The 15,450-nt window shown below is 70.6% G+C and carries 14 protein-coding genes and 1 pseudogene; 9 read left to right on the top strand and 6 right to left on the bottom strand.

Annotated elements, in window-relative coordinates; genetic code table 11:
- The first annotated feature begins 8 nt into the window (after positions 1-8).
- Positions 9-1,430 (top strand): MATE family efflux transporter, encoded by a 1,422-nt coding sequence (locus ACIBK8_RS15580; protein WP_399042329.1) that lies wholly within the window; start codon positions 9-11, stop codon positions 1,428-1,430.
- A 79-nt stretch (positions 1,431-1,509) separates the two neighbouring features.
- Here ACIBK8_RS15580 and ACIBK8_RS15575 read toward each other — a convergent pair whose 3' ends face one another.
- Positions 1,510-2,187: a GAP family protein gene (locus ACIBK8_RS15575; protein WP_399042328.1), complete on the bottom strand. Its 678-nt coding sequence runs from the start codon at positions 2,185-2,187 to the stop codon at positions 1,510-1,512.
- A 280-nt stretch (positions 2,188-2,467) separates the two neighbouring features.
- Here ACIBK8_RS15575 and ACIBK8_RS15570 point away from each other — a divergent pair, with 280 nt between their 5' ends.
- The 3 genes from ACIBK8_RS15570 to ACIBK8_RS15560 all read left to right on the top strand — a co-directional run bounded on the left by ACIBK8_RS15570 (position 2,468) and on the right by ACIBK8_RS15560 (position 5,690).
- A complete protein-coding gene (locus ACIBK8_RS15570; RefSeq protein WP_399042327.1) occupies positions 2,468-3,049 on the top strand; it encodes a hypothetical protein in 582 nt (193 codons plus the stop codon).
- Between the two features lie 115 nt (positions 3,050-3,164).
- On the top strand, positions 3,165-4,517 hold the full coding sequence (locus ACIBK8_RS15565; protein WP_399042325.1) for a Dyp-type peroxidase: 1,353 nt from the start codon (positions 3,165-3,167) through the stop codon (positions 4,515-4,517).
- A 48-nt stretch (positions 4,518-4,565) separates the two neighbouring features.
- On the top strand, positions 4,566-5,690 hold the full coding sequence (locus ACIBK8_RS15560; protein ID WP_399042324.1) for a catalase family protein: 1,125 nt from the start codon (positions 4,566-4,568) through the stop codon (positions 5,688-5,690).
- A 69-nt stretch (positions 5,691-5,759) separates the two neighbouring features.
- Here ACIBK8_RS15560 and ACIBK8_RS15555 read toward each other — a convergent pair whose 3' ends face one another.
- Together ACIBK8_RS15555 and ACIBK8_RS15550 are read right to left on the bottom strand one after the other, a co-directional pair.
- Positions 5,760-5,939: a hypothetical protein gene (locus ACIBK8_RS15555; RefSeq protein ID WP_399042323.1), complete on the bottom strand. Its 180-nt coding sequence runs from the start codon at positions 5,937-5,939 to the stop codon at positions 5,760-5,762.
- A gap of 162 nt (positions 5,940-6,101) precedes the next feature.
- Positions 6,102-7,109, bottom strand: a complete 1,008-nt coding sequence (locus tag ACIBK8_RS15550) for a GlxA family transcriptional regulator (protein ID WP_399042322.1) — start codon at positions 7,107-7,109, stop codon at positions 6,102-6,104.
- A gap of 71 nt (positions 7,110-7,180) precedes the next feature.
- On the opposite strand from ACIBK8_RS15550, the gene ACIBK8_RS15545 reads away from it, so the two are divergent.
- Positions 7,181-8,467 carry an MFS transporter gene (locus ACIBK8_RS15545; RefSeq protein ID WP_399042321.1) on the top strand — a complete coding sequence of 429 codons (1,287 nt, stop codon included), beginning with the start codon at positions 7,181-7,183 and terminating at the stop codon, positions 8,465-8,467.
- A gap of 70 nt (positions 8,468-8,537) precedes the next feature.
- On the opposite strand, the gene ACIBK8_RS15540 is transcribed toward ACIBK8_RS15545, so the two are convergent.
- Entirely contained in the window at positions 8,538-9,500 is a 963-nt protein-coding gene (locus ACIBK8_RS15540) for a ScbA/BarX family gamma-butyrolactone biosynthesis protein (protein WP_399042320.1), read from the bottom strand.
- Positions 9,501-9,633: 133 nt separating this feature from the next.
- Between ACIBK8_RS15540 and ACIBK8_RS15535 the strand changes: the two genes are divergently transcribed.
- Both ACIBK8_RS15535 and ACIBK8_RS15530 read left to right on the top strand, forming a co-directional pair.
- Complete coding sequence (locus tag ACIBK8_RS15535) at positions 9,634-10,260, top strand: ScbR family autoregulator-binding transcription factor (protein ID WP_399042319.1); 627 nt, start codon at positions 9,634-9,636, stop codon at positions 10,258-10,260.
- Positions 10,257-11,213 carry an NAD-dependent epimerase/dehydratase family protein gene (locus ACIBK8_RS15530; protein ID WP_399042318.1) on the top strand — a complete coding sequence of 319 codons (957 nt, stop codon included), beginning with the start codon at positions 10,257-10,259 and terminating at the stop codon, positions 11,211-11,213. Before ACIBK8_RS15535 ends, ACIBK8_RS15530 begins: the two co-directional genes overlap by 4 nt.
- Before the next feature lie 9 nt (positions 11,214-11,222).
- On the opposite strand, the gene ACIBK8_RS15525 is transcribed toward ACIBK8_RS15530, so the two are convergent.
- Entirely contained in the window at positions 11,223-11,843 is a 621-nt protein-coding gene (locus tag ACIBK8_RS15525; RefSeq protein WP_399042316.1) for a TetR family transcriptional regulator, read from the bottom strand.
- A 359-nt stretch (positions 11,844-12,202) separates the two neighbouring features.
- On the opposite strand from ACIBK8_RS15525, the gene ACIBK8_RS15520 reads away from it, so the two are divergent.
- Together ACIBK8_RS15520 and ACIBK8_RS15515 are read left to right on the top strand one after the other, a co-directional pair.
- Complete coding sequence (locus ACIBK8_RS15520; protein ID WP_399042315.1) at positions 12,203-13,474, top strand: IS701 family transposase; 1,272 nt, start codon at positions 12,203-12,205, stop codon at positions 13,472-13,474.
- Positions 13,475-13,569: 95 nt separating this feature from the next.
- Positions 13,570-14,322: a BTAD domain-containing putative transcriptional regulator gene (locus tag ACIBK8_RS15515; RefSeq protein ID WP_399042314.1), complete on the top strand. Its 753-nt coding sequence runs from the start codon at positions 13,570-13,572 to the stop codon at positions 14,320-14,322.
- A 179-nt stretch (positions 14,323-14,501) separates the two neighbouring features.
- Here the strand turns inward: ACIBK8_RS15515 and thpD are convergent.
- Positions 14,502-15,398 (bottom strand): annotated as a pseudogene (gene thpD / locus ACIBK8_RS15510) (ectoine hydroxylase); the annotation flags it as partial.
- Positions 15,399-15,450: the final 52 nt, after the last annotated feature.

Below are 15,450 nucleotides of genomic sequence, written 5' to 3'. Positions count from 1 at the left end.
TGCCAGCCATGTCACTGACCACCCTCATCCGCGACAGCCGGGCCCTGGCCACCCTCGCCGTCCCTCTGATCCTCACGCAGCTCGCGCAGGTGGCGCTGACCACCACCGACACCGTGATGATGGGCATGCTCAGCACGGCCGACCTCGCGGCGGGCGGGCTGGCCATCGTCCTCTTCAACCAGCTGCGGACCATGGGCGTCGGCCTGGTCACCTCCGTCGGCAATCAGATCGCCGCCGCCGACGCGCGCGCCGAGACGGAGCGGGACGGCGCGGCGCCCGGGGACACGGGGCACGGGAGCGGCGACGAGGTGCGCAAGATCGTCCGGGCCAGCCTGGCCGTGGCGACGCTCGCCGGCATCGCCGGGGCCGTGCTGATGCTCCTCATCGGCCAGGCCCTGACCTTCCTGGGCCAGGAGGCCGACGTCGTCGACCGCGCGCAGACCATGCTGCTGGCCCTCGCACCCGGCCTGCTGCCCTGCCTGTGGTTCCAGGCCATCCGCCAGTTCACCGTCGGCATGCGCCGCCCGCAGGCCCTGCTGCAGATCACCATCGCCTCCGTCGCCGTCAACGCCGGCCTCAACTGGGCCCTGATCCACGGCACATGGGGGCTGCCGAAGCTGGGCCTGCCCGGTGTCGGCGTGGCCACCTCGCTGGTCTACCTGCTGACCTGCCTGGCCCTGTACCTCTCGGCGAAGAAGGACCCGGTACTCGGCCCGCTGCTCAGCGTCAACATCGCCAAGGCCGACCGCGCCACCGTCCGCCGCCTGATCCGGCTCGGCATCCCGATCGCCGCGACCTACGGTTCCGAGGCCGGCTTCTTCTCCGTGACCGCGCTGATGGCCGGCTCCTTCGGCAGCGCAGCCCTGGCCGCGCACACCGCCGTCAACCAGCTCGTCTACATCGTCTTCCAGGTCGCCGTCGGCCTCTCGCACGCCGCGTCCATCAACGTCAGCCGCGAACTCGCCCTGGACCGGCCCGAGAACGCCCTGCGCATCAAGAACACCGCGCTGGCCTGCGCGGGCGCCGTGATGGTCGTCGTGGGCATCGTCTACGTCACCCTCCCCGACCTGGTGCTCAGCCCCTTCTTCGACACCGGCAGCGCCCGCGACGCCCAGGCGGTGTCCATCGCCACCCACCTGCTCCTGGTGATCATGGTCCTCCAGTTCTTCGACTGCGCCCAGAACATCGGCGTCGGCCTGCTGCGCGGCCTCGACGACACCAAGAGCGGCTTCCGCATCACCCTCATCGGCTACTGGCTCATCGGCCTCCCCGCCGCATGGCTGCTCGGCTACGCCGCCGGACTCCACACCCTCGGCATCTGGCTCGGCCTGCTCACCGGCCTCGCCGCCACCGCCATCCTGCTGCTGCGCCGCTACAGCGCCTCCCTCCGCACGAAGTTCACCGTGGAACAGGCGGTTCCGGCGGCCTAGGGATGGTCGTCGAGGTCCCGGACGGGCCGGGGCCTCGACGACGAGGACCCCGCCCCCGAAACCGCCCGGCCGCGGCCTGTCAGGAGGTGAGGACGGAGATGCCGTCGCCCAGCAGTTTCCACCCGAGAACGAAGAACAGGACGGCCATCACGGCGACGTTGTGCTGAGCTGCCCAGTCCTTCCAATTGCCGAGCGTGGTTCTCGCCCGCTCTCCTCCGAGGAAGAAGATTCCCAAGGGGGCCAGCAGGCCGAGGGTGGCGATCAGAACGAAGATCGCCAGCGAGGCGACCTGCTGCCCGACCGGCAGTCCGGCCGAGCCGATCGCGGCGCCCGCGGCGATGGTCAGCGGGGCGTTCTTGGCGTTGAGCGCGGCCAGGGCCGTTCCGAGCCCGAAGACCTTGACCGGCGTGAGGCGGTCGATCGCGCCCATCCACTTCGGCAGCTGGGCCTGCGAGGGATCCGCCGGGCGGCGGTGCCACTGCCGGGCGCCGAAGAGGACGAGGAGCACGCCCAGGGCGAGCTTGAGAACGCCCACCCAGGTGGCCGGGTGATCGTGGGCGGAGGCACCCGCGGGTGAGGCGATCGCCAGCATCACCGCGCCCAGCGCCGACAGCCCCAGGATCCAGCCGACGGCGAACAGCGGTCCGTTGAGGCGTCCGCGCGGCGTGGCGAGTACGAGGATGACGGCGATGATCGGGAGCGGGCTGATCGCGACGCCGGCCGCAAGACCCAGCACGTCACCGAGAACTTTGCCCATGGTTGCCTCCGGTGGGGGCGGAAGTGCCTGCCCGGGAACGTGACGACGACGTACTCGGCACCTCCCGGTCCATCTTCCTGCGCCCGGCCGGATCTGTCCTCGGGAGCTTCCCGGGACGCGAGGACCCCGTATCGGTCTGCCGCACCCGCGTCGCTGCACCTGCGCCGCCGGAGATGCGAGGCGGCGCAGACGCAGTGAGGATGAAGAGGCGAGGGCGAGGGCGCTCCATGTCCGAGCGCTTGGCGACCCTCGCGCCGATCCGTGGCAGGAGAATCCCACGATGACTGCGACGTCAGGGGCAGCCCAGCCCGAGCGCCCGGGTATGAAGGACGGGGTGTGTGGCGAGTTCACCGTCTTCACCAAGATCAAGCCGGGCCATGCCGAGGCGATGCGTGAGGATCTCGCCACGCTTGCCGGCGGGTCGGCCGACGTGAAGGCCCGTGGGGCGCTGCGCCAGATCGGCACCCTGCACGATGCACGCCATGTGCTGTTCGACAACGACACCCGGCACATGTTCGCCAGCGTCTTCGACGGCTCCTGGGACACCTATATCGACGACTTCGGCAAGACGGCGATCGGGGGCCGCTTCGACAAGGTCTTCTCGCACACCGAAGGGTTCCCCGGCATCAGTGATCCAGCGGTGAAGGACTGGTTCGTTGCCCAGCAGGAGCCCGCGGGGGTCTTCGTCAGCTCGTACCCCGATCTGACCGTTCAGCAGATCTGGAAGGACCAGCGCGTGAACGAGGCATTCCAGGCGGTGCTGGACACCCCCGAGTTCCGGGCGGCGCTGGAGAACCCGGCCAACGCGGAGTTGGTGAGCACTCCGGCCTTCCAGAAGCTGCTGGAGGAAGCCTCGGCCTAGAACCGGACACGGCCCCCCTCATAACCGACCCGACACCGGTGGACCGCGTCGGATGGCGCGGGCCGGCCGTGGCAGGGCTGCCCGGACAAGCACCGATGTGGAGGCACAAGCGATCATGAACACGGTGGCGAGCGGCAGCGCGCCGGGTGTGCGCGTCGAGATCGACGACGTCCAGAGCGGGGCGCTGCGCCCGCGGCCGGTGCCGTACGAGGGACGGTTCATCTTCCTGCGCGTCGACGACCGCCACGCCGGACGCGCCCTGCTGCGGCGGCTGCTCCCGTTGACCTCGGCCGGTCTGCCCGACGTGGACCGGAGCCGGGATGCCTGGGTGGCGGTGGCATTCACCTATCAGGGGCTGAAGGCCCTGGGGGTGCCGCAGGAGTCGCTCGACAGCTTCCCGCGGGCGTTCCGCGAGGGCATGGCCGCTCGGGCGGAGCTGATCGGTGACGTGGGCGAGAGCGGACCGGCCCACTGGGAGGCACCGTTCGGAACGGGCGATGTGCACATCGCGTTGAGCGCCCTGTCATCCGACGCGGCGCAGCTGGACAAGGAGTGGGAGCGGGCCCGCGTCGCCTACGAGGACATGCCGGGCGTCCAGGTGATCTGGCAGCAGGAGGTCCACCAGCTCCCGACCGGGCGCACCACCTTCGGATTCCGCGACGGCATCAGCCATCCGAACATCGAGGGTGTCGGACTGCCGGGCTCCAACCCGCAGGAAGTCCCCATCAAGGCCGGTGAGTTCCTCCTCGGCTACCCCGACGAAACCGGCAGCCTGCCGGCCATGCCCAGCCCCGATGTGCTGGGCCGCAACGGGACCTATGTGGCCGTGCGCAAGATCCACACCAACGTGGCGGCCTGGCGCAGGTACCTGCGCGCGAACACCTCCAACGCCCAGGAGGAGGCGCTCCTGGCGGCCAAGATGGTCGGCCGCTGGCCCAGCGGGGCGCCGCTGGCCCTGACCCCGGAACACGATGACCCGGAGCTGGCGGCCGATCCGCACCGCGTCAACAACTTCCTGTACCGGGAGAACGACGACCGGGGCTTCCGCTGCCCGGCGGGTGCGCACATCCGGCGTACCAACCCCCGCGACGCCACCATCATCGGCGACGCGCGGATGCACCGCCTCATCCGCCGCGGCACCACCTACGGCCCGCCGCTGCCCGACGGCGTACTGGAGGACGACGGTGCCGACCGGGGCCTGGTCGGCGTCTTCATCGGGGCTCACCTGGAGCGGCAGTTCGAGTTCATCAAGGCCGAGTGGGTCAACGACGGCAACTTCATCGGCTACCCCGGCGAGAAGGACCCGGTGGCCGGCCATCACGACGGAACCGGCAGCGCCACCATCCCGGAGAAACCGGTCAGGCGCCGGCTGCGGAACCTGCCCGGCTTCGTGGTCACCCGCGGCGGCGAGTACTGCTTCCTGCCGGGTCTGCGCGCCCTGCGCTGGCTCGCCGACCTGGAGGACTGAGCCCCGCCCTCCGACGTCAGCCACCGTCCCCGAGGAGAGGCCGAAGCCATGGCAGCACAGTTCGTCCGCTACACGCCGGACGTCGAAGACGAGGACCCGCACTTCGACCGGAACCTGCAGACGGTGATCGAGAAGACCGAGAGCTACATCACCGAATCGGTCGGCGCCGGTGGCACCGGACGGGCACTCCGCGACGCCCATGCCAAGGGCTACGGGCTGGTCCGAGGGCAGGTGGAGATCCTGGACGGGCTTCCTCCCGAGTACGCCCAGGGCATCTACGCGACTCCGGGAACCCACGACGCGCTCATCCGCTTCTCCAACGGCTCGCCGCACGCCGGAGCCGACGCGCGACTGGGCAGCGCCACCGGACTGGCACTGAAGATCTTCGACATCGACGGCCCGACCCTGCTGGAGGACGAACCGGGCACCGGCACCTTCGACTACGCCAACATCAACGCACCGGTCTTCTTCTGCAACACGGTCGAGCACTACCTGTTCATCCAGGAGTTGTTCCTGAACGCGCCGGCCTACTTCTCCCAGGGACGGCCCGGCGCACATCGCTTCTTCACCGAGTTCGTGACCGGAAAGGGCACGCTGGACCAGGACGACTGGGCGTGGGACGAGTTCTTGGCCTTCCTGCGCCTGTCCAAGATCCCCCCGGTCAACGTCCTGCTGTCGAGCTACTGGACGATGGGCGCGGTCAGGCACGGGGACTACATCGCCAAGGTGCGCATCACCCCCGACCCGCACTCCGCCGCCGCGGTGGTCAGGCGCGCCATCGACCCGGCCGCCGCGGCAGAGGTCTTCCGACCGGCCCTCCAAGCCGAGCTGCAGGAGCGGCCCTACGCCTTCGACATCCAGGTCCAGCTCTGCACCGACCTGGAGCGGATGCCGGTGGAGGACACCACCGTGGAGTGGCCCGAGCAGCTCTCGCCGTCCGTCACCGTGGCCAAACTGCGGCTGCCGCAGCAGGACATCTCAGGACCGGCAAACCTGGAGAAGATGGACTCACTGTCCTTCACGCCCTGGCGGGTCACCGCCGAGCACGCCCCGCTGGGCAACATCATGCGCGCCCGCAAGGAGGTCTACCGGCACTCCTCCATCGCGCGCCACAGGCTCAACCAGCAGCCGCGCACCGAGCCGCGCAGCGCCGACGAGGTACTTGGTGCCTGACCACCGCGACGGTGCGTCAACCAAGGCCGCCGGGCCCCGCGGCTCGATGCCGTCGTCACCGTCGCGGACCTAGGTCTCCTCTCCGCTCCCGGAGACCGCCCCGGCGACCCCGCCGCCTGTGCCCACCGGGGCGGCGGTGTCGTCGCCAGCGTTGTCCGCTCCCTGCTCCTCGCGGCGCTTCTGCGCGAGTTCGGCGGCCAGCCGGTCCGAGTACAGCCGCATTTCCGCTTCGCCTCTGAGTTCCCACATGTTGACCTCCAGGAGTGGGGGCGCGCCCGCTGACCCGTCACGTCGCCCGGATGCGGCGCGCCGGCCGTCATCGCCTGTTCCCTACCCCCTGGACGGCCCGTTCTCCCTCGAACTCCCCTTGTTTACAGGGCAGTTGGCGTCCTGGTCGAAGCCCCGCTCAGGTCACGTCCTGCTGCCGGAAGCCGGGGCCGGGCCGCGGAAGGTGTTGCGGTAGCTGGTGGGTGAGACGCCGAGTGCCGCCTGGAGGGAGTGCCGGAAGGAGGCGGCCGTGCCGAAGCCGGCGTCCGCGGCGATCCGGTCGATGGGCAGGTCGGTCTCCTCCAGCAGCTGCCTGGCCCGTTCGATGCGCTGCTGGGTGAGCCACTGCACCGCGGTGATGCCCACCTCCTCACGGAAGCGCCGGGTGAAGGTCCGTACGCTCATGGATTCCTGCGCGGCCAGCTCCTGGAGGGTGAGCGGCCGGTCGAGGCGGCTGAGGGCCCAGGCGCGGGCGTTGCCGGTGGAGGAGAACTGCGGCTCGCGGACCGGCCGTTGGATGAACTGGGCCTGGCCGCCGTCGCGGTGCGGCGGTACGACGGTGGTGCGGGCGACCTCGTTGGCGACGGACGCACCGTGATCGTTGCGGATCATGTGCAGGCACAGGTCGATGCCGGACGCCTCCCCGGCGGATGTGAGGACGTCCCCTTCGTCGGTGTAGAGCACATCGGGGTCGAGGCGGACGGCGGGGTACAGCTGCCGGAAGTGTTCGCAGGACTTCCAATGGGTGGTGGCGCGGCGGCCGTTGAGCAGTCCTGCGGCGGCGAGGACGAAGGCGCCGGTGCAGATCGAGGCGAGCCGGGTGCCGGGCCTGATGTGCGCGAACGCCTCGGCCAGGGCCGCGGGCAGCCGCCCTTCGGTGTACGTCTCGTCGTCCTCGTGCGTGGCCGGGACGATCACGGTGTCGGCCTCCCGGAGTGCCCGCGTGTCGTGTGCCACGTGGAGGCAGAAGTCGGTGTCGGTGCGGACCGTGCCGGGGACGGTGGTGCAGGTCGCGACCTCGTACAGCGGCGTGCCTTCGGGGGAGACGGCGGCGCCGAAGAGTTGGTGGACCAGGCCGAGTTCCATCGGAAGCACCCCGTGCCGCACCAGGACGGCGACCCGGTGGCGTCCCGGATGTACGAAGACACTCATGGCCAGATTTTTGCACATGCTGGCCATCTGGCTACTCGTTCCCTCCGTGCCGCAGCCGCAGCATTTCCGGTATGACGCAGACGCTGAAACCCCCGCCCGTGGTCCAAGGCCGCAGGGGCATACACCGCGCCTGGTGGGTGGCGGCCGTCGCCGCCCTGGCCATCATGAGCGCGGGCGCCTTCAGCACCATGCCGGGGCTGCTGGTCAACCCGTTGCACCAGCAGTTCGACTGGTCGCGGGGCTCGATCGGCTTCGCGATGTGGGTGAACATGGCGCTCAACGGCCTGGCGGCGCCGTTCGCCACCTCCCTGATGGACAGGTTCGGCCTCCGGAACGTCGTCGCCGTCGCCCTCGGCATCATTGCCGCCGGTGCCGTCCTGACGACGTTCATGACCCACGCCTGGCAGCTGACGCTCTACTGGGGCTTCCTCGTCGGCCTCGGTTGCGGCTCCATCGCCATGGGCTTCGCGGCGATCGTCGTGGGGCGCTGGTTCACCCGCAGGCGTGGCCTGGTGACCGGCATCCTGACGGCGGCGAGCGTCTTCGGGCAGTTCGTCTTCCTGCCGGTGCTCTCCTCGGCCATCGACCGCTACCAGTGGCGCCCCGTCACGGTGACCGTGGCACTGGTGGCGCTGGTCCTCGCGCCACTGGTGTGGCTGCTGTTGCGCGATCACCCCGCGGACGCGGGCCTGAAGCCGTACGGCGCCGAGGTGTTCACGCCCAAGCCGGTCCCGGTGCCGGGTGCCGCCAGGCACGCGGTGCAGGTGCTGTGCCACGCGGCCAGGACCGGCCCGTTCTGGCTGCTCGCCGGGACCTTCGCCATCTGCGGCGCCTCGACCAACGGCATCATGTGGACCAACTTCGTCCCCGCGGCGCACGATCACGGCATGCCGCCCACGATGGCCGCCTCGCTGCTCTCGCTGATCGGCATCTTCAACGTGGCGGGCACGATCTTCTCCGGCTGGCTCACGGACCGCATCGACCCCCGGCTGCTGCTCTGCGTCTACTACGGCATGCGCGGGATCTCGCTGGCCTGCCTGCCCACCCTGCTCGGCCCGCAGGCCGGCTGGCCGCTGATCGTCTTCGTGGTCTTCTTCGGCCTGCTCGACGTGGCCACCGTCCCGCCGACCATCGCGCTCTGCGCCATCCGGGAGATCTACGGTGAGCGCAACAGCGCGATCGTCTTCGGCTGGACCCTGACCTTCCACCAAGTGGGCGCCGGACTCATGGCGTTCCTCAGCGGCATGGTCAGGGACGCGCTCGGCTCGTACGACACCGCCTGGCTGGCCTCCGGTGCGCTGTGCGGGGTCGCGGCGCTGATGGCGATGGCCATCAGGAAGCCGGCCCCCGCCGGGTGAGCCCCGGGCGCCGCACCCCTCCCGCAGGACGGAATCCCGGCCGGTCGCGACAGGCTTGATCATGACGTGCTCATGACACTCTTACCTCCGAGTCCGCGCGCTCAGCCGTGACGGTGGTCGCGAACAGCTCCTGGCCCTCCTGGTGGGCGGTGACGCGGATGCGCGCGCGGTCCTGTGCGGCGGGGAGCGCCTGCGCCTCGATCCAGCAGTCGGCGTCCAGTTCGGCGAACCGGCTGAAGTCCGACTCCATGCCGACCGGCACCAACTCGGGGGAGTGCGCCACCGAGTGCGCGGCCTGGCGGGCGGCCTCCAGGAGGAGCATCCCGGGCGCGTGGTCCACCTGGTGGTCGAAGAGCACGGGGTGCGTGGCGTCCGCCCGCAGCCGCCACCGGCGGGGCGTGCCGGTGGGGGAGAGGACCACGTCCTGGGACCGGTCGCGCGCCACCTGGCTCGGCGGCACGGGCGGCGTGAGCGGTTCGCCGTGCGCGAGGGAGGGGCCGGTGCCGGCGTGCCCGCCGCGCAGCCGCCGGTAGACGGCGTGGTTGTGATTGCTGAAGCAGGTCTGCGCGGTGCCGAGCCGTTCGCCGTCCCGGAAGGCTTCGATCTCCAGGGACAGGGACGCCAGATGGCCGCCGCGGCTGCGGACGTCCGCGCAGGTCGCCCGTAACTCCAGGGCGACGGGCGAGGTTTCGGTGCGGAGCGCGCCGCTGTCGAGGGTGTAGTGGAAGGACTTCCAGATCTGGTGATGGCCGAACGGCACGTCGTAGGCCATGTGCGACAGCAGCGGGATGGTCTGCCGGATGGTCTCGACGAACAGCAGCGGGTCGTGGCGCCCGTTCCGGGAGGTGTAGAAGCTGTGCGCCCGCGGCCACTGCGCGGTGAGGGTGAAGGCGTCGGGCGCGGTGCGCTCCCAGCCGGTGATCAGCACCTCGGCGACCGCTGCCTTGTGCACGTACTCGCTGGGCACCGAGCGGGTCAGCGTCGACGGCCGGGCGGCCGGTCCGTGGCGGGGAGCAAGCTGCGTGGTGGTCATGCGCGTTCCCTCTCGTCGTGAGACGTCGTGGGCATGCGGGGGCTGCGGCATCCGTCAACTCGGGTGCAGCCCGGCCTCGTTTAAAGTAGAGAGTGCTCGTTTTGTTTGTCGAGGGGTTCAGGGAGAGGGACTGATGGCACAGCCGAAGCAGGAGCGCGCCGTGCGCACGCGCGCAGCGATCATTCACGCGGCGGCTGAGGTCTTTGACGAGCGAGGATTCAACGGAGCCAGCCTGAGCCGGATCCTGGAACGGGCCGGCGCGACGATGGGCGCCCTCTACTTCCACTTCGCGTCCAAGGAGGCGCTGGCGAAGGCGGTCATGGCGGAGCAGGCCGCCGACCTGACGCTCACCCCGGGCGAGGACGGGCTGCAACGCCTCGTCCACCTCACCATGGATCTGGCGCGCGGCATGCAGCACGATGTCCTCCTCCGGGCCGGCGTACGACTGGCCGTGGAACAAGGGGGGTTCGGCGTGCGGGACAGCACCGCGTACGAGCTGTGGATCGACGAGTTCCGCCGGCAGCTCGTCGCCGCCCGGCTGCGCGGCGAGCTGGTGGCGGGGGTGGACGAGGAGGACTTCGCGCGCACGCTCGTCGGTGCCTACACCGGCACCCAGTTGCTGTCCAAGATCACGACCGGGCACGCGGACCTGCCCGCGCGGATAGCGTCCCTGTGGCGCTACCTGCTGCCGGCCATCGCCACCCCGCAGGCGCTCTCCTGTCTTGAGGTCCGCGTCGAGAACGGCGAGGCGCTGACGTGAGCCCGCGGACCATGGTGCTGACCGGCCCGACGGGGTTCATCGGCGGCGCCGTTCTGCGGTCGCTGTGCGAGAAGCGGAAGGGCGCGACGCGCATCAGGGCCGTCGTACGCGGCCCGCAGCCCCGGCTGGACGCGATGCCAGGCGTTGAGTGCGTACGCGCCGACCTGGCGGACGCCGCCTCGCTGCGCGGGGTCTGCGCGGACGCGGAGACGCTGATCCACGCCGCCTCCTACGTCGGGCGGGACGAGGCGCGCTGCGACGCGGTCAACCGGCGCGGCACCGCCGCCCTGATGGCCGACGCCACCGCGTCCGGCGTACGGCGGATCGTCCACCTGTCGACGGCGGCGGTCTACGGCAGGGGTCCGCACCACGGGATCGACGTGGACGAGGTGACACCGGCACCGGGGTCGGCGGCGAGCCGCAGCCGACTCGCCGCCGAGGAGTCCGCGCTCGCCGCCGGTGCCCTCGTCCTGCGCGCGGGTCTGGTCATCGGTCCTGGCGACCGCTGGGTGGTGCCCGCACTGGCCGAGCTGGCCCGGCGGGTGCCGGGCCGCTGGAATGGTGGTCGCGCGCTGCTCTCCCTCGTCGCCGTCCACGACCTGGCCCGTCTGATGACGGCCGCCGCCGACGCGGAGGCACCCGTGCGCGGCGTCCACCACGCGAGCCACCCGGATCCGGTGCGCAACCGGGACCTGATGGACGCCCTTGCCGCGCACGGCGTACTCCCGCCGCTCGACGGTGACCTGTCCCGGTCCGCCTGCCTGGAGCAACTGCGGGCCACGGAAGGGCGGGTGAGTGAGCGTCAGTTCGTGCTGGTGGCCGACGACCATCACTACCGCAGCGACCGGATCTGGCGGGAGACCGGATGTTCCCCGGGGCCCGGACCGCTCGCCGGGCTCGGCGCGGCTGCCCGGTGGTACCGGACGCACCTGGAGGCGCACCGCCCCGGGTGACCGCCCCGTCTACCGCGGTCCTTCGGGGGGCCGTACGTCGAGCGGTTCGACGCCGGCGGCGATCCGCGGCAGCACCAGGTCCCAGATCTCGCTCAGCAGGTGCCGGCTCCCTGGGGTGTGGTCGCCGCCGCGCCGCGCCGCCGCCTCCAGATCCGAAACCAGGCAGGCCACGAACGCGGCGACCACCTCGGGCTCCGCGCTCGCCCGCATGCTCTTCTCCTCGCGGGCCCGCCACAGCAGTTGACGCACCTCGGGCATCCACGCGGTGCGCCAGTCGGGTTGGGCCGTCGCGCTCTCGTGGGAGAGCCGGCCCGCCGCGCGTACGGTGTCGTCCTCGTGGAGCAGCCGGGCGAGCGTGTGCGTGAGGGTGATGACGCGTTGCAACGGCGGTTCGCCCTCAAGGCCGGCGTGCTCCGCCGCGTCGCGGGTGGTGGCGGAGCCGTGTGCGCACACCGCGTCCGCCAGGCAGCTCTTGGCCGGAAAGTGGAAGGTCAACGCCCCCATCGTCACCCCGGCCGCCTTGCTGATCCGGGCCAGGGAGGTGCCGTTGTACCCGTGCCGGGCGAACTCCGACGCGGCGGCGTTGACGATGTGACACTGCGTCCGCTCCGCCCGCTCCTGCATCACCATGAGCGCCGGACCGCTCTGCCCCTCCGGGACGGCCGCGCCCCGGATTCCCCCAACTCCTCTCGGCGGCGGCCGGGTTCTGCGCCGACGGGCTTCCTCGGCCGGGGTGCGGCACAGGCCGGAGGTGTTGGGGTGGGTGTCACAGGGGTCTCCTTGTCGTCGTGGGCTGCCCGTGCGCCTTCAGCCTTCCGATCCGGCCGGGATGCTGCGACGCCGACTTGGCAAAGACGCAGCCACTTGATCGCAACGCGGCGCGACTTCGCAAAGTAGGAAGCAGCGGATCAGCCAGCCTGGAAAACAAAGAGAGTACTCTCTATTGTTGTCGTCCTCCGACGGACGAGCATGCCGGGAGGGCGCCTCGGATGGTTGTGCACCGCTCACGTCACACACCAGCCGCCACCGACGCGGCCGTCCGCCTCTTCGCCGATGAACTGTTCGCGCATCTGCCCAGAGCCGATCAGCGTCGGTGGGCACGGGAGTACCTCCTGGCGCTGCTCGTCACACCGGGCAAGAAGACGATGCGGAACCTGGCCGGAGCGGTGTCCGGCGCACCGGGTGCGCCGCATTCGCTGCGCCAGTTCCTCAACGCCAGCCCCTGGGACTGGCAGCCCGTCCGGCAGTTCCTGGCGCGGTGGGTGGCGCACCGCCTGAGCCCGCAGGCGTGGACGATCGCGCTCGCGGTGCTGCCCAAGCGGGGCGAGCACTCGGTCGGCGTGCACCGCCGCTTCGTCCCCGAGGCCGGCCGCACGGTCAACTGCCAGCTCGGCATCGGGGCGTTCCTCTCCTCGGCGGAAGCACATGTTCCGGTCGACTGGCGGCTGGTGCTCCCGGAATGCTGGACGAGCGAGACCCGCCTGCTCCGGCACGCGCGGGTACCCGCGGGGACGCGGCACGAGCCGCTGCCGGCACACGCCCTTGGCCTGATCACGGCCCTGGCGGACGCGGTGAACCTGCCGTCAGCCCCGGTGCTGGCGGACATGCGGGCGGTGCCGGAAGCCGGGGAGTTGATCTCCGCGCTGCTCGACATGCGACGGGACTTCGTGGTCGAGGTCGCAGGGAACACACCCGTCCGGCCGGCCCTGGGCGCGTGCGCCGCGGCGGGCGACGACGGCAGCCGGGCCGCGGCGCTCCCCGCGTACCAGGCGCCACGCCTCTTTGCCCACCACCCGGCGGTCACCACCACGGTGGCACTCCGGGAGGGCGGGGACCGGCCGGTGCGGGTGGTGTCCTGCCCGATCCGGCCGCCCGGCGAAGACACCGTCCGCGCACGGCCGTTGAGCGCCTGCCGGCTCATCGCCGAGATCCCCGGCCGTGGTGGCGGGGCGAGCCGCTTCTGGATCACCAACCGGGTCCGCGGGCGGCTCGACGAGACCCATTCCCTGGCCCGGCTGTCCGACACGACCTGTGCCGCGCTCCGCCACCTGGAGGAGGACTTCGGCCTCATGGACTTCGAGGGCCGCTCGTTCCCCGGCTGGCACCACCACATGACGATGGTGTCCGCGGCCTACGCCTACCGGCAGCTCTCCGCGCCCGTCGGCCTGCGGGAGGCGGGGCACCCTCATCGACCGGGCAGGACCGGAACGGCCGGCGTCGCCGGGACGGCACGGATGACGCGGGCATCCGAGGACCGGTGAGGCGTGATGGGCCCGTGCGGGAGCCGGTGTCATCGCGCCGGGACCGGCGGGAAAGCGTCGATCACCGGCTGACAGCCGGGAAGGGAGAGGGTGCGGTGCGGTTCAACCTTATCGGCCCGTTCGAGATCATCGCGGACGACGGAAGGGTGTGCGTCCCGAGCGCGCCCAAGGTCTGCCAGACCCTGGCTCTGCTGCTGAGCCGCCACAACGAGGTCGTCACACCGGACTGCCTCATTCAGGAGCTGTGGGGGGAATCCCCGCCGCGCAGCGCCGTCACCGCTGTGCAGACGTACGTCTACAGCGCACGCAGAATCTTCGTGAAGGAACGGCTGGCGCCCACCGGCCGGACCCTGCTGTCCACCAAACCGCCCGGCTACCTCATGGAATTGGAGGACGGCGAGGTCGACACCCGGATCTTCGAGAATCTGCTGGCGCGCGGGCACGCGGAATTCCGGGCGGGGAATCCGGAGTGCGCCGTACAGCAGTTACGGCGGGCCCTGGCACTCTGGCGCGGACCCGCACTGTGCAACGTCCCCGTCGGCAATGTGCTCGCCGGTCACACGGCACACCTCGAAGAACTGCGGATCCATGCACTGGAGTTGAGCATCGAGGCGGAACACCATCTGGGGCGGCAGCGGGAGACCATTCCCGAACTGCGGGTGCTCGTCCACCAATACCCGTTCAACGAGTGCTTCCACGGCCATCTCATTTCCGCCCTGAACCACGCGGGACGGCGGGCCGAGGCGCTTCAGGCATATCGCCAGGTGCACCGGATTCTCGACCGGGAGCTGGGACTTGAGCCCTCGCCCGGTCTTCAGCGCCTGCAATACCAGGTGCTGAATCCCTGACCGGGTCCTGCCGCGCGAGGCGACCGTCGTCATCGGCCTGATGCGCGTCGCGGGGGAGGCCGGGCATCAGGCCGAAGACGAGGGCCGCCTCGCCGTGCGGTTCAGGCCGGCAGCGGGTCGGCGAGGGTGCAGGGCTCTCCCTGGTGCTGGGCCAGGAGATGGGGTACGGACGCCCGGGTGAGCGGGGTGAAATCGCGGGCCGCAACGAATTCCGGCCGCTTCGAAGGCGCCGAGAACGGTTCCCCGCAGATGTTCTCCACGCTGTTGAACACGATGAAGACGTTGGACCGGGGGAACGGGGTGATATTGCCGCTCGACCCGTGCATGCAGTTGCAGTCGAACATCGTGGCGGATCCCGTGGCACCGGAGAAGACCTCGATCCCGTGCTTGTCGCCCAGGACGGACAGGCTGTCCTGGTCCGGTGTGCCGACCATGGGCTCCACCAGAGACTGCTTGTAGTAGTCGGCCGGCGTCTCGCCGATGCACGAGACGAACGTCTTGTGCGAACCCGGCATGATCATGAGCGCGCCGTTGTGCGCGAAATTCTCCGTGAGCGCGATCGAGATACTCACGGCACGCATCCTGGGCATGCCGTCCTCGGCGTGCCAGGTCTCGAAGTCGGAGTGCCAGTAGAAGTCCCTGCCCTTGAAACCCGGCTTGTAGTTGACCCGGGTCTGGTGGACGTAGACGTCGGAGCCGAGAATCTGCCGGGCCCTGCCGTGCACGCGCGGGTCGGAGACCAGCTCGGCGAATACCTCGCTGATTTTGTGGACCTCGAAGATGGACCGGATCTCGTCGGAGTCCCGCTCCACGACGGTGCGCTCGTCGCGCTTCAACGCCGCGTCTTCGGAAAGGCGCCGCAACTCGGCGCGATAGCGCTCCACTTCCCTGGGCGTGAGGAGCTGATCGACGGAGAGAAAACCGCTCTCGGAGAACGAGGCGAGGGTTTCGGCGTCGAGGGGACCGTCCTCGGGGGCGCCGTAGACCACGGGATCCTTGCGGAAAAGGAGGGCCGGTTCGGTGGCTTTGCGGGTGGGGTAGACGTCCGTCGGACTGGGCAGCGGGCTGTGGGTCATGGGTGCTCTCCGATCCTCAACTGCGGTGCCGGTGCGGGTCTGTGCTGCGCGG

It is taken from the genome of Streptomyces sp. NPDC050161 (genome assembly GCF_044460025.1).
Lineage (GTDB): Bacteria > Actinomycetota > Actinomycetes > Streptomycetales > Streptomycetaceae > Streptomyces.
Note: the sequence above shows the minus strand (reverse complement) of the source record. Positions and strands in the feature narration are given on the sequence as shown.